Here is a 13,338-nt window from a genome sequence, read left to right as displayed (position 1 = left end):
TGTACCAGCTATCGTGCCAACGGTAGTGCTGGGTAACTAAGTCCGGCAGGGATAAGTGCTGAAAGCATCTAAGCACGAAGCCCCCTTCAAGATGAGGTTTCCCACTACGCAAGTAGGTAAGATCCCATGMAGACTACATGGTAGATAGGCCGGGGGTGTAAGCGCAGCAATGTGTTCAGCCGACCGGTACTAATAGATCGAGGTCTTGACCTAATTTGAGATGTGAGAAGTGAGAGGTWGGAAGTGAGAGCTAAACACCATCATTTCTCCTTAAGATACGACCTTACTTAAGAGCTGTTCAGTTTTCAGGGAATGAAAACTCTTTGATAAGGGGGGAGCCCAAAAGCTGAAGGCGATTGCTGAMGGCTGATGGCCAGACCCCAAAGACAATCCCAAAAGATTTTCTGGTGGCGATACCGGAGGGGGTACACCTGTTCCCATCCCGAACACAGCAGTTAAGCCCTCCAGGGCCGATGGTACTCGGGGCGCAAGCCCCCGGGAGAGTAGGTCGTCGCCAGAGTAATTTTATACATCATTGRTYMTCGATAGCTCAATGGTAGAGCAACCGGCTGTTAACCGGTAGGTTGTAGGTTCGAATCCTACTCGGGGAGCCAGTAAAAGCCCTCTGCAATTTGCAGAGGGCTTTTTATGTTACTTCAACCCTAAAAAACCAGCTAAGTTTCTGAGCTGCACTTGATTACAAGTCGCTCCCGTTCCTTTTGATATAAAGGAATCCCGAGAACCGCTTGTGATATTTCATAACAGTTCATTAATCATGCCAAAAATGTCTTTACTTCTAAGAATTCCCACTAACCTTCCCGCGCCATTTATAACAGGAATAGAGTTAACTTTATGTTTAACTATCAATTCTACTGCGTCCATAATATCGTCATCTGTCTTAACGGACACCAGCTTTCTGCTTCTCATTACCTTTTTAACCGGAATACCGGCTGCTGATTTATGGGTTTCTTCTAAAAAATAAAGCCAATAATAAGAATTAAATACATTTTCATTTTCTTTCTTAGCAATCACCAGAGCCTCTAAAATAGACTTTAAAGTGAGAATTCCCACCAACTCTTTTTTTTGATTGACTACCAGAAGGGAGGCATGTCCGTGGATATTTCCCTGGTCGTCTAAAAAGAAAGATTTTTTCAAAACATCGATGGCTTCTTTTATGGTGGCATTCTGGTGTATAGTCGTATAATCATATATCGGAGTCATTACTTCTCTTACGGGTATCTTTTTCATATTACTTTACTCCATCATAAAATTATTCAGGACAACAGGAGATTGCCCAGTTTCATTTTTTTATTATAATGTTGGCATCTGCAGAAAGCAACACATGCCAACTGGCATATGAAAAATAGGTTACCTGAGTGGGTAGCCTGTTCTGCTTTTCTAGTTTCTTTACACCTAACTATACATTCAGGATGGCCAACCACAAAGGTATGTTCCAAATAACTCGCCCTGCAGATACCGCCCTGGTTAGTTCCATCTTTGTCACCCCGTCCTTCAGGTTGTTACATATATATGCCAATTATTACCATTCTTGCTTGCCTGTGAAAATCCTGTCACCGGGCGTTGATAAATCCTGACATAAAAAAACGAAAACCCTATGATTATATTACCTAATAAAAGCAGCATGAATAAAATTTGAAATTAGAGCATTATCTGACCTTTATTAACCTTTGCTTTAAGGATAAACGAGAGCTAAAATATAGTCAAGGTCAGACAAAGTCAATAAACTAATGCGGGTTAAATAACAATTATAAAGCTTACGTTTTGTAAAAAGCTCAAGTTTTTTCAAAGGGGGATTATATGTAACAACGAGTGGTAAAGTAATGCAAATGTAAGTAATCATTCATTTTTATTTAATAACTATGTTTTACATTATAAGAAAAAATTTTATTACTATTAAAAATAATACTTATATAAGGGGGTTAGCAGAAATGGCAAAAACCGTAGGTATTGATTTAGGTACAACCAACTCGGTGGTGGCAGTGATGGAGGGGGGCAGGCCCACGGTCATTGTGAATGCCGAGGGTTCTCGTACCACCGTCGGTAGTAGCCTTCCGGGAGGGGGGCGAAAAACTGGTAGGTCAGGTGGCCAAGCGACAGGGTGCACTGAATCCGGAAAAGACTTTGTATTCAATTAAACGTTTTATCGGCCGCCGGTATTCTGAAGTAGCAGATGAGAGGAATTCAGTGCCCTATAAAGTTGTAGCAGATTCCAATGATGCTGTTCGATTTGATATTGGGGGTAAGCTTTATGCCCCGGAAGAAATATCCGCCATGGTGCTTAAAAAACTGGTGGATGATGCAGCCAAATACCTGGGGGAAAAAATTACCGATGCGGTTATCACGGTACCGGCCTATTTTAACGATGCCCAGCGCCAGGCTACCAAGGATGCCGGAAAAATTGCCGGACTCAATGTATTGCGGATTATCAACGAACCCACGGCGGCAGCCTGGCTTATGGCATGGACAAGAAAAAAAATGAAACCATTCTGGTATTTGACCTGGGCGGTGGAACCTTTGACGTATCCATTCTGGAAGTGGGCGATGGAGTTTTTGAAGTAAAAGCCACCAACGGGGATACTCACCTGGGCGGCGACAACTTTGACAAGGCCATCGTGGATTGGCTGGCCGAGGAATTCAAGAAAGATTATGGTATTGACCTGCGGTTGGATAAGCAAGCCCTGCAGCGTCTTACCGAGGCGGCAGAAAAGGCCAAGACTGAACTCTCCACCGTTACCGAAACGCAAATCAGCCTGCCCTTTATTACGGCTGATGCCTCAGGACCCAAACACCTGGATATGAAGCTCACCCGGGCGAAATTTGATGATCTTACCCACCACCTGGTGGAACGCTGCCGTGGTCCTGTCATGGCCGCCCTGGCGGATGCCAAATTAACCGAGAGAGACATTGACGAAGTTATTCTGGTTGGGGGTTCAACCCGTATTCCGGCCATACAAAAATTGGTAAAACAGCTTACCGGCGGCAAGGAACCACACCAGGGAGTCAACCCCGATGAAGTGGTAGCGGTGGGTGCGGCCATCCAGGCAGGGGTACTGGCCGGAGAAGTGAAGGATGTTGTACTGCTGGATGTGACTCCCCTTTCCCTGGGAGTCGAAACGCTGGGCGGAGTTATGTCTAAGATTATCGAACGCAATACCACCATTCCTGTACGCCGAAGCCAGGTTTTCAGCACTGCTGAGGATAACCAGCCGGCTGTGGATATCCACGTGTTACAGGGTGAGCGGGAAATGGCCAGAGATAACCGTTCTCTGGGACAGTTTAAACTGGACGGAATTCCCCCGGCACCCCGTGGCGTACCGCAAATTGAAGTTACCTTTGATATTGATGCCAACGGCATTTTAAAAGTAAGTGCCAGGGATAAAGCTTCCGGCAAGGAACAAAGTGTAACCATCTCCGGTTCCACCAGCCTGGATAAGTCCGAAATCGACCGTATGGTCCGAGAAGCCGAAGCCAATGCTGCCGAAGATAAAAGACGTCGCCAGGAAGCGGAGGTCCGCAATGAGGCAGATACTCTGGTTTACCAGGTGAAAAGACAAATGAAGGAAGTGGCCGACAAGCTGCCGGTGCACGAAAAGGCCCGCCTTGAACAACTGGTAGGAGACTTGCAGGCGGCCCTGAAGGAAAATGCCGGTATTGATCGCATACGCTCCCTGTACAGTGATCTGCAACAGGCGGCCGGCTCTCTGGCCCAGACTGCCGGCAAGCAATCCACCTGCTCATCCGGCGGCTGTGGCGCTCAAGGGGGTCCTAACCATGATGATGTGGTGGATGCAGAGTTTGAGGAGAAGTAAGAGGTATGCCGAGGTTACAGGAGAACTGCTAGACCGGCCAGGGTGCCGGTCTCCGGCAGCCATGGTCCACAGGGTGGTGAGTAAATCAAATGGCAACGTACCGGGATTATTACGAAATACTGGGTGTTGACCGCAAGGCCAGCGATAAGGATATTAAGTCCGCTTATCGCAAGCTGGCCCGTAAGTATCACCCGGATTTGCATACAGGAAATGAAAAGCAGGCTGCGGAGGAAAAATTTAAAGAAATCAATGAAGCCTACGAGGTATTGAGTGACCCGGAAAAACGGGCCAAGTATGACCGGCTTGGTGCTGACTGGCGCAACGGCCAGGAGTGGCAGCCGCCACCGGATATGGAAGGTTTTCATTTTTATTCTTCCGGTGACGGGGACTATGGTTACCAGGGGGGATTCAGTGACTTTTTTGACATCCTCTTTGGCGGGGCCAGGGCGGCCGGAGTCAGGTCAGGGGTGCGACGGGCCAGTGTGCGCGGGCAGGATGTGGAAAGTGATCTACAGTTAACCCTGGAGGAGGCTTACCGGGGCGGAGAGAAAACCCTTCAGCTTACATCCCGGGAAATCTGTGCCGCGTGCCATGGTGCAGGAATTCTGGAGACGGGTTTATGCAGCTACTGCGGGGGTACAGGAAGTACCTCTACCGCTAAAACATTGGCGGTCAAAATTCCGCCCGGCATTCAGGACGGCACCCGTATCCGTTTGAAGGGTCAGGGCGGCGAAGGATTAAACGGCGGCGAAAGAGGAGATTTATATCTAAGAATTCACCTCTTACCCCATAGCCAGTTTATTCTGCAGGGAGATGATCTGGAATCGGAGGTTATCATTACCCCGGACCAGGCCGTGCTGGGAGATCAAATAACTGCTGCCACACTGGACGGTCCGGTTACCGTTCGTATTCCGCCCATGATGTGTTATGGCAAAAGACTGCGCTTGCGCGGCAGAGGTTGGCCCAAAAAAGATGGCGGCCGGGGGGACCAGTATATCAAAGTGTTGATCGACCTGCCGGCCCATCTGAGTGATGCGGAAAAAGATTTGTACAGGAAACTGGCTGACCTGAGGAAAGGGGTGTGACCATGGTTTGTAAATATTATTTAGAGATATATCGCCACACCCTTTATCCCCAGGAGGGGCCGGGATGGGTGGATATAAACAGCCTTGGGCTGCATCCTGAACTGGTGCAGCGACTGGGGGAACTGGGGGTTGTGGAGATTCGCAACGGCTGCGTACGGGCAGATGAAATTAGTAAGCTGCATAAAATTATCAGGCTGCGCCGTTCCCTGGGGGTGAATTTGCCCGGGGCCTGCATTATTGTAGATTTGTTGGATCGCATAGAAGAGTTGGAACAGGAAATTGAAAGATTGAGACGGAGGAGGTGAATACCCCGGCGGTGAACCAACGGGGTAAGTAGATGGATTTTAACCGTTATACCCAAAAATCACGGGAGGCTGTGTCGGCTGCCCAAGATCTGGCGGCCCAACGGCACCACCAGGAAATCACCGGCAAACACTTGCTGCTGGCACTGCTGACTCAGGAAGGGGGCATGGCGCCCCGTTTTCTGGAACATGCCGGTGTCAATGTGGCAAACCTGCAGTCCCAACTGGAGGACCTGCTGCGCAAAACGCCGGCGGTGCACGGCTATGATGGTCCGTTAAGGTTGGGCAGCGGCCTGGCCAGAGTTTTTCCCCGGGCGGAGCAGGAAGCCCGGGAGATGAAGGACCAGTATGTCAGCGTGGAACACCTGCTGCTGGCCCTGGTGGAAGAAGGAGAAAGTGAAATTAAAGATATATTCCGCCGGGTAGGTTTAACCAGAGAAGCCATGTTAACTTCATTACGGGCCATTCGGGGAAACCAGCAGGTGACCGGTGAAAATCCCGAGGAGACTTACGAAGCCCTGGAAAAGTACGGCCGGGATCTGACCAAACTGGCCCGGGAAGGCAAACTGGACCCTGTGATCGGCCGGGATGATGAAATCCGACGGACCATTGAGATTCTCTCCCGCCGCACCAAAAATAACCCGGTACTGATCGGTGAGCCCGGCGTCGGCAAGACCGCCATTGTAGAAGGTTTGGCCAGACGCATCGTGGCCGGTGATGTGCCGGAAGGATTAAAAAATAAAATCGTGATTGCCCTGGATATGGGAGCCTTAATTGCCGGGGCTAAATACCGGGGTGAGTTTGAGGAGCGGCTGAAAGCCGTCCTGAAAGAAGTGCAAAAATCTAATGGGCAGGTTATCCTGTTTATCGACGAACTGCATACCGTGGTGGGAGCCGGAGCAGCCGAAGGCGCTATGGATGCGGGGAACTTATTAAAGCCGATGCTGGCCCGGGGGGAACTGAGGGCCATTGGCGCCACCACCCTGGACGAATACCGGAAGCATGTGGAAAAGGATGCCGCACTGGAACGTCGCTTCCAGCCGGTGCTGGTAAACCCGCCCTCCATCGAAGACACCATTTCCATCCTGCGGGGACTGAAGGAACGGTACGAAGTACACCACGGGGTGCGCATTCAAGACAGCGCCCTGGTGGCCGCCGCCACCCTGTCCGACCGGTATATCTCAGACCGTTTTCTGCCGGACAAAGCCATTGATTTAATGGACGAGGCCGCAGCTCGCCTGCGGACGGAAATTGACAGCATGCCCACCGCCCTGGACGAAATCACCCGTCGCGTCATGCGGCTGGAGATTGAAGAAGCGGCCTTGAAGAAGGAAAAGGATGCCGTTTCCCAGGAGCGCCTGCAAAAATTGCAGGAGCAGCTGGCTGAATTAAAGGCCGAGGCCGATGTCATGAAAACCCAGTGGCAGGTGGAAAAGCAGGCCATTTCCCGGGTGCGGCAGCTTAAGAAAGAGATTGAAGACACCAAGCTGGCCATTGAGAGGGCTGAGCGTGATTACGATTTAAACCGTATGGCAGAGCTGACCTATGGCAAACTGCCGGACCTGGAACGCCGGTTAAAGGCAGAGGAAGAATTGCTGGCCGGCAAGCAAAAGAACAACATGCTGCTGAAGGAAGAAGTGGATGAAGAAGACATCGCCAGGGTTGTCAGCCGCTGGACCGGCATTCCCTTGAACAAACTGATGGAAGGGGAAAAGGAAAAGCTCATTCACCTGGACGAAGTGCTGCACCGCCGGGTGATCGGTCAGGACCAGGCCGTACAGGCGGTGGCCGATGCGGTGCTGCGGGCCCGGGCGGGGATCAAAGACCCCAACCGTCCCATTGGCAGCTTTATCTTCCTGGGACCCACCGGCGTGGGCAAGACAGAGCTGGCCAGGGCCCTGGCCCAGGCGTTGTTTGATGACGAGCGCAACATGATCCGCATCGACATGTCGGAATACATGGAGAAGCACACCGTGGCCCGCCTGATCGGGGCGCCTCCCGGTTATGTGGGGTATGACGAGGGGGGCCAGCTGACCGAGGCGGTGCGCCGTAAGCCTTACTCGGTGATCCTGTTTGATGAAATCGAGAAAGCCCACAACGACGTCTTTAACGTGATGCTGCAGATTCTGGATGACGGCAGACTGACGGACGGGCAGGGACGCACCATCAATTTCAAAAACACCGTTATCATTATGACGTCCAACATCGGCAGTCATGAGATCCTGGAATTCCAGAGACGGGGCGTGCAGGATTATGACAGCATGAAAGCTGCGGTGATGACATTGCTGCAGCAGCATTTCCGCCCGGAATTTTTAAACCGGGTGGATGAAACGGTGGTCTTCCATGCCCTGGATCTCAAACACATGAAGGAAATCACGGTCTTGATGCTGGAAAAACTGGCCAAGCGGCTGAAGGAAACCGCCCGGCTGGAAATGACCTGGTCCGAAAACGCCCTGACCTACCTGGCCAACAAGGGCTATGAACCCAGCTACGGGGCCAGACCCCTGAAACGTCTCATTCAGCAAGAGGTTGAGACCCCCCTGAGCCGCCTGATGGTCAAAGGCGAAGCAAAACCAGGAGATACGGTCGAGATCGATGTCCAGGCAGGACAACTGACCATGAACGTCAAGTAGAGATACCTTCCCTAAATGAAAAACGCCGTGCAGGAAAGGTTTTTCCTGCACGGCTCAGGTTACTGTCAGATTCGGTCACGGAATGCATCATGCTCGAGACACCGGGGAGTAGAAGGGTTTTAAAAAAGATGCCGCAGGTTTTGAAAGATTGACCGGCGGCATTTCTTTATCGTCAAAAGCACGGGCTAAACAAACTAACGAGTTATATAGCATTGAAATTGTGAAAATCTAAAAAAACCATTAGAAAACAACTTAAAAAGTAAGAAAAAACAGCAATACTAATGATTATGCAGGTTTGATATTTCGCGTCAGGTGAGATAATGTTAAGGTTAGGCAAGGTCAAATAAAAGAATCCTCCGGTCTAACATTTTAAAAAACACAGGGTTCCCAGAATCGATTTTGTTTTTATTCATGTAAGGGGGTGGTTGTTATGGCAAATATATCCGAGTTAATCGAACGTCATATCAAAAAGTTGCTTCAGGACAGCCCTTACGACTATGTAGACCTGCAGCGAAATGAGTTGGCAGCCCGGTTTAAGTGCGTTCCGTCCCAAATCAATTATGTACTGTCCACCCGGTTCACCACCGACAGCGGCTACGTGGTAGAAAGCCGGCGCGGGGGCGGGGGGTATATCCGAATCGTCAGGATTCCCCTGGATCAACATGACGACCCGGCTGTACAAATTTACCGCTTGGTGGGAGACGACATTAATCAATCCCAGGCAGAGAAAATTATTAAAAGACTGGCTGAGGAAGATTTTATTACGGCCAGGGAAGCCCGCATTTTCCGGGCCGCCATGGACCGCAACACCTGCGGGTGGATTTACCCTGGCGGGACAACTTGCGGGCCCAGCTTCTCAGGGCGATGTTAGCGGCGGTATTCCGGGAGAGCTGAGATGAAGGAGGCTTAGGACCCATGCTTTGTGATCGTTGTCAGAAAAGACCGGCCCAGGTTCATTTTACGCAGATCATTAATAATACCAAAAAACAAATGCATCTGTGTCCTACCTGTGCGGGGGAACTTCAGGCAGAAAGTTTTGGTTTTGCACCCCAATTGAACCTGCATGACTTTTTGGCCGGTTTAATCAACCACCATTTTACCGGCGCCAATATAAAGCCCAATGCGCTGCCCCAGATCCGCTGTGATAAATGCGGCGCCTCCGAGGCGCAGGTGGCGAAAAGCGGGTTGTTTGGCTGCAGTGAATGCTACATCCAGTTTGGGGACCGGGTGCAGCCCCTGTTGAAAAAAATTCACGGCAGCAGTGCCCATACGGGCAAAGTGCCCAGGAGGACCGGCGGCAAAGCATTAATTTCCAAAGAAATTCGCATTCTAAAGGGCCAGCTCCAGGATGCGGTGAAACAAGAGGAGTTTGAAAAGGCTGCCAAAATTCGCGACCGCATCAAAGAGCTGGAGCAGCAGATTCAATAGGGGGTGAAGAGGGATGTCCTTAAAGGAAACCGTAAACAGTCCCTACAGCAAATGGCTGGATGCTTCGGGACCGGAAAGTGATGTCATTATCAGCAGCAGAGTCAGGCTGGCCAGAAACTTGGTTGGTTATCCCTTCCCCCATTTACTGGGCCCTGAAAATGCAGACAAGATCCTCTACGCTGTGCAAACGGCCATTCACCAAAAGGGCATGCAGGAGACCGTCGGGAAACTGGAAATATGCCGCATGACCGAATTGTCGCCCACGGAAAGACAAATACTAGTGGAGAAACACCTGATCAGCCGGATTTGCTGGAACAGCCCGAAAAAAGGGGAGTTGTCCTTCGGAACGATGAGGTCATCAGCATTATGGTCAACGAGGAAGACCACCTGAGAATCCAGTGCCTGCTGCCCGGTTTACAACTTAAGGAATGCTGGGATCTGGCCAACGCCGTGGATGACGGGCTGGAGCAGACGCTGGATTTCGCCTTTGCCGAGGAACAGGGCTACCTGACATCCTGCCCCACCAACGTGGGCACCGGGCTGCGGGCATCGGTGATGCTGCACCTGCCGGCCCTGGTGTTGACCCAGCAAATTAACGCCGTTCTGATCACTTTATCCAAGCTGGGCTTAACGGTCCGGGGATTGTATGGTGAAGGGACCCAGGCCACGGGGAACTTATTTCAGGTGTCCAACCAGGTGACCCTGGGGCTGACCGAGGAAGAAATCATTGACAACCTGATTATGGTGGCCATGCAGCTGGTGACCCAGGAGAGAACAGCCCGCCGGGCGCTGTACAAAGATCAGCAGCATCAAATCGAGGACCGGGTTTGGCGGGCCTACGGCCTGCTCAAATATGCCAGAACCATGGCCTCCAGCGATGCCATGGCCCTTTTGTCGGACCTGAGGCTGGGGGTCGACCTGGGGATCATTCCGGACATCCCGGCGGGACTGATCATGGAATTAATTATCATGACCCGGCCGGCCTTTTTAAACAAACTGAAGGGAACGGAGTTAAATCCGTATCAAAGAGATATCTACAGAGCAACCTTAATTCGAGAGAGACTTAATTCTCTGCCGAACGGATAGGAGGGAAACCGATGTTTCAGAGATTTACCGAGAGAGCACGAAAAGTATTGGTGTTGGCCCAGGAAGAGGCTCGCAGGTTAAAATATCCCTACATTGGCACCGAACACATTTTGCTGGGACTGATCCGGGAAGGGGAAGGAATTGCCGCCAGGGTCCTGGAGCAGATGAATGTCAGCGCCGATAAAGTAAAAACAGCGGTGGAACAGATGGTGGAGACCGGCAACCAGCCGGTGCCGGCGGACATTCCGCCTACTCCCCGGGCCAAAAGGGTGCTGGAGCTGGCGGTGGAGGAGTCCCGCCAGCTGGGCCACAACTACGTGGGCACCGAGCACCTGCTGCTGGGCCTGATCCGGGAGGGCGAAGGCGTGGCAGCCCAGGTTCTAATCGCCCTGGGCGCGGATTTGGAGCGGGCCCGCCAGCAGGTTATCAACATGCTGGGCGGTGCTCCGGGAGGCGGGCAGCCTCGGGCGGCCACGGCTGCCCCGGCGACGGCTGCAAGACCGCCAGCCTGGACCAGTTCAGCCGGGACCTGACCCGCCTGGCCAGGGAAGATAAACTAGACCCGGTGGTGGGCAGGGCCAAAGAAATTGAGCGGGTCATCCAGGTGCTTTCCCGCCGCACCAAAAACAACCCGGTTTTGATCGGGGAACCCGGCGTGGGCAAAACAGCCATTGCCGAGGGCCTGGCCCAGCGGATTATCAGCGGTAATGTGCCGGAGATCTTGTTGAACCGCCGGGTGGTCACCCTCGACCTGGCGGGGATGGTGGCCGGCACCAAATACCGGGGTGAATTTGAAGACCGCCTGAAAAAGGTTATGGAGGAGATCCGGCAGGCCGGCAACATCATTGTTTTCATTGATGAACTGCACACCTTGATCGGCGCCGGGGCTGCCGAAGGGGCCATTGATGCCGCCAACATCCTGAAGCCGGCCCTGGCCCGAGGGGAAATTCAGACCATCGGGGCCACCACCCTGGACGAATACCGCAAGTATATCGAAAAGGATCCCGCCCTGGAGAGAAGGTTCCAGCCCATTCAGGTGGATGAACCCACGGTGGAGGAGACTCTTGAGATTCTCAAAGGCATCCGGGACAAATACGAAGCACACCATAAGGTGCGCATCACCGACGAGGCCCTGGACGCGGCTGCCAAACTGTCCGACCGCTATATCACCGACCGGTTTTTACCGGACAAAGCCATTGACCTGGTGGACGAATCCGCTTCCCGGGTCCGCATCAAGGCCTTTACCGCTCCGCCGGATTTAAAAGACAAAGAAAAGGTGCTGGAAGAAATTCGCAAGGAAAAGGAAGCGGCCATCAATAACCAGGAGTTTGAAAAAGCTGCGGAATTCAGGGACCGTGAACAAACCATCCTGGGCGAGCTGAACCAGGCCAGAGAGAACTGGAACCACGCCAAGGGCGGCGACAACCTGGTGGTCACCGAAGAAGACATCGCCCATATCGTCGCCAGTTGGACCGGCGTGCCGGTGAAAAAACTGGCCCAGGAGGAGTCCGAAAGACTGCTGAACCTGGAAGCTGTATTGCACCAGCGGGTGGTGGGCCAGAACGACGCCGTAAAGGCCGTTTCCCGCGCCGTGCGCCGTGCCCGGGCCGGACTGAAAGATCCCAAGCGTCCGGTGGGTTCCTTTATCTTCCTTGGCCCCACCGGTGTCGGCAAAACCGAACTGGCCAGGGCGCTGGCCGAGGCCCTGTTTGGGGACGAGGAAGCCATGGTCCGCATCGATATGTCGGAATACATGGAAAAACACGCGGTGTCCCGCCTGGTGGGCGCGCCTCCCGGCTATGTGGGCTACGATGAAGGGGGCCAACTGACCGAGGCCGTCAGAAGAAAGCCCTATTCGGTGGTGCTGCTGGATGAAATTGAAAAGGCCCACCCGGATGTCTTCAACATCCTGCTCCAGGTACTGGAGGACGGGCGCCTCACCGACTCTAGGGGCCGTGTGGTGGATTTCCGCAACACCGTCATCATTATGACCTCCAACGTCGGATTATCCAACCTCAAGACGGTGGGCCGAGTCGGTTTCGCCGCCAACGCGGACCAGGCAGCAGCGGAATATGAAAAAATGAAGGAACGTTCGGAAGAGGCCCTGAAGCGCACCTTCCGTCCGGAATTTTTAAACCGTATCGACGAGAACATTGTCTTCCACTCCTTAACCCGCGAGCATATCAAGGAGATTGTCAGCCTGATGCTGAAGGAAGTGGCTAAGCGCATGGAAGAACATGAAGTCTACCTCACCTTCACGGAGGCGTCCAAAGATAAGCTGGCCGAGGTAGGCTACAGCGAGGAATACGGCGCCCGCCCCCTGCGCCGGGAAATCCAGCGCCAGGTGGAGGACCGCCTGTCCGAAGAACTGATCAAGGGCACCTTCAGCAAGGGCGACCAGGTCCTCATCGATGCCCAGGACGGGGAAATCGCTGTGCGGAAGGCGAGCTAATAAGAATGGTAACAGAGAAAGATGATGGAAAAGGGGAAACCTAATAGTCTATTATAGAATGTAAACATTACGGATCAGCACGGGACTTCCGTTATCCATAGCGAGCGACTTGCGGAGCACCGGTAACAGTCTTGTGCCTTTAGGTACACTTGACGAGCGGAGGGTGAAATTGGGGGGCGCGGACAGGACGTCCGCGCCAGCCTTAGCCGAGCCAAGGACGAGTCTAAGGCGACCTCAATTTCGCCCGTAGCGAGTCGTAGTGCCCTCTACGAGGACGAGACTGCCGGTGCGGAGCATGGGAGCAAGCGGTGGATAACGGAAGTCCCACCACCTTACTTAGAAGCAGTCCCCAAAAGCCGTCTCTTTTTACGCAAATTTAACAGGTAACTGGTTAATGATTTACATTTTGTGGAATATATTTCTTGTGAGAGGCAGGAATTTACATAAGGGGCAGCGAATGTCAGGCCATGGGGAAAAATACGAAAAGTTTGTAGATATACTTAGATATACCATAGATATGTC

General features: G+C 52.3%; 5 protein-coding genes, 1 tRNA gene, 2 rRNA genes and 4 pseudogenes. 11 read left to right on the top strand and 1 reads right to left on the bottom strand.

Features of this window, described 5'->3' with window-relative positions:
- The 3 genes from P378_RS06950 to P378_RS06940 form a co-directional block, all read left to right on the top strand.
- Window positions 1-213, top strand: a 23S ribosomal RNA gene (locus P378_RS06950); the annotation flags it as partial.
- A 190-nt stretch (window positions 214-403) separates the two neighbouring features.
- Window positions 404-520, top strand: a 5S ribosomal RNA gene (rrf, locus tag P378_RS06945).
- A 19-nt stretch (window positions 521-539) separates the two neighbouring features.
- Window positions 540-614, top strand: a tRNA-Asn gene (locus tag P378_RS06940).
- 142 nt (window positions 615-756) lie between these two features.
- Here the strand turns inward: P378_RS06940 and P378_RS06935 are convergent.
- Complete coding sequence (locus tag P378_RS06935) at window positions 757-1,248, bottom strand: CBS domain-containing protein (protein ID WP_238472983.1); 492 nt, start codon at window positions 1,246-1,248, stop codon at window positions 757-759.
- Window positions 1,249-1,949: 701 nt separating this feature from the next.
- Here P378_RS06935 and dnaK point away from each other — a divergent pair.
- The 8 genes and pseudogenes from dnaK (at window position 1,950) to P378_RS06895 (ending at window position 12,816) form a co-directional block, all read left to right on the top strand.
- A pseudogene (gene dnaK, locus P378_RS06930) lies at window positions 1,950-3,830 on the top strand (molecular chaperone DnaK).
- An 89-nt stretch (window positions 3,831-3,919) separates the two neighbouring features.
- The gene (locus P378_RS06925) at window positions 3,920-4,915 is read left to right on the top strand and encodes a DnaJ C-terminal domain-containing protein (RefSeq protein WP_099082735.1); all 996 of its coding nucleotides are present in this window, start codon (window positions 3,920-3,922) and stop codon (window positions 4,913-4,915) included.
- Between the two features lie 68 nt (window positions 4,916-4,983).
- Complete coding sequence (locus P378_RS06920; protein ID WP_238472982.1) at window positions 4,984-5,220, top strand: chaperone modulator CbpM; 237 nt, start codon at window positions 4,984-4,986, stop codon at window positions 5,218-5,220.
- A gap of 32 nt (window positions 5,221-5,252) precedes the next feature.
- Window positions 5,253-7,850 (top strand): ATP-dependent chaperone ClpB, encoded by a 2,598-nt coding sequence (gene clpB, locus P378_RS06915; protein WP_099082733.1) that lies wholly within the window; start codon window positions 5,253-5,255, stop codon window positions 7,848-7,850.
- Window positions 7,851-8,280: 430 nt separating this feature from the next.
- A pseudogene (locus tag P378_RS06910) lies at window positions 8,281-8,744 on the top strand (CtsR family transcriptional regulator).
- A gap of 21 nt (window positions 8,745-8,765) precedes the next feature.
- The gene (locus P378_RS06905) at window positions 8,766-9,278 is read left to right on the top strand and encodes a UvrB/UvrC motif-containing protein (protein ID WP_099082732.1); all 513 of its coding nucleotides are present in this window, start codon (window positions 8,766-8,768) and stop codon (window positions 9,276-9,278) included.
- A gap of 13 nt (window positions 9,279-9,291) precedes the next feature.
- Window positions 9,292-10,364, top strand: a pseudogene (locus tag P378_RS06900) (protein arginine kinase).
- Between the two features lie 11 nt (window positions 10,365-10,375).
- Window positions 10,376-12,816 (top strand): annotated as a pseudogene (locus P378_RS06895) (ATP-dependent Clp protease ATP-binding subunit).
- Window positions 12,817-13,338: the final 522 nt, after the last annotated feature.

This window comes from Desulforamulus profundi (genome assembly GCF_002607855.1).
The sequence above is the reverse complement of the archived record's forward strand: the minus strand, read 5'-3'. Positions and strand labels throughout refer to the sequence as shown.

Excerpts from the sequence above, each read along its gene's own strand:
- P378_RS06925 (WP_099082735.1), top strand. The coding sequence starts at position 3,920 with ATGGCAACGTACCGGGATTATTACGAAATACTGGGTGTTGACCGCAAG.
- P378_RS06905 (WP_099082732.1), top strand. The coding sequence starts at position 8,766 with ATGCTTTGTGATCGTTGTCAGAAAAGACCGGCCCAGGTTCATTTTACG.
- P378_RS06935 (WP_238472983.1), bottom strand. The coding sequence starts at position 1,248 with ATGAAAAAGATACCCGTAAGAGAAGTAATGACTCCGATATATGATTAT.
- clpB (WP_099082733.1), top strand. The coding sequence starts at position 5,253 with ATGGATTTTAACCGTTATACCCAAAAATCACGGGAGGCTGTGTCGGCT.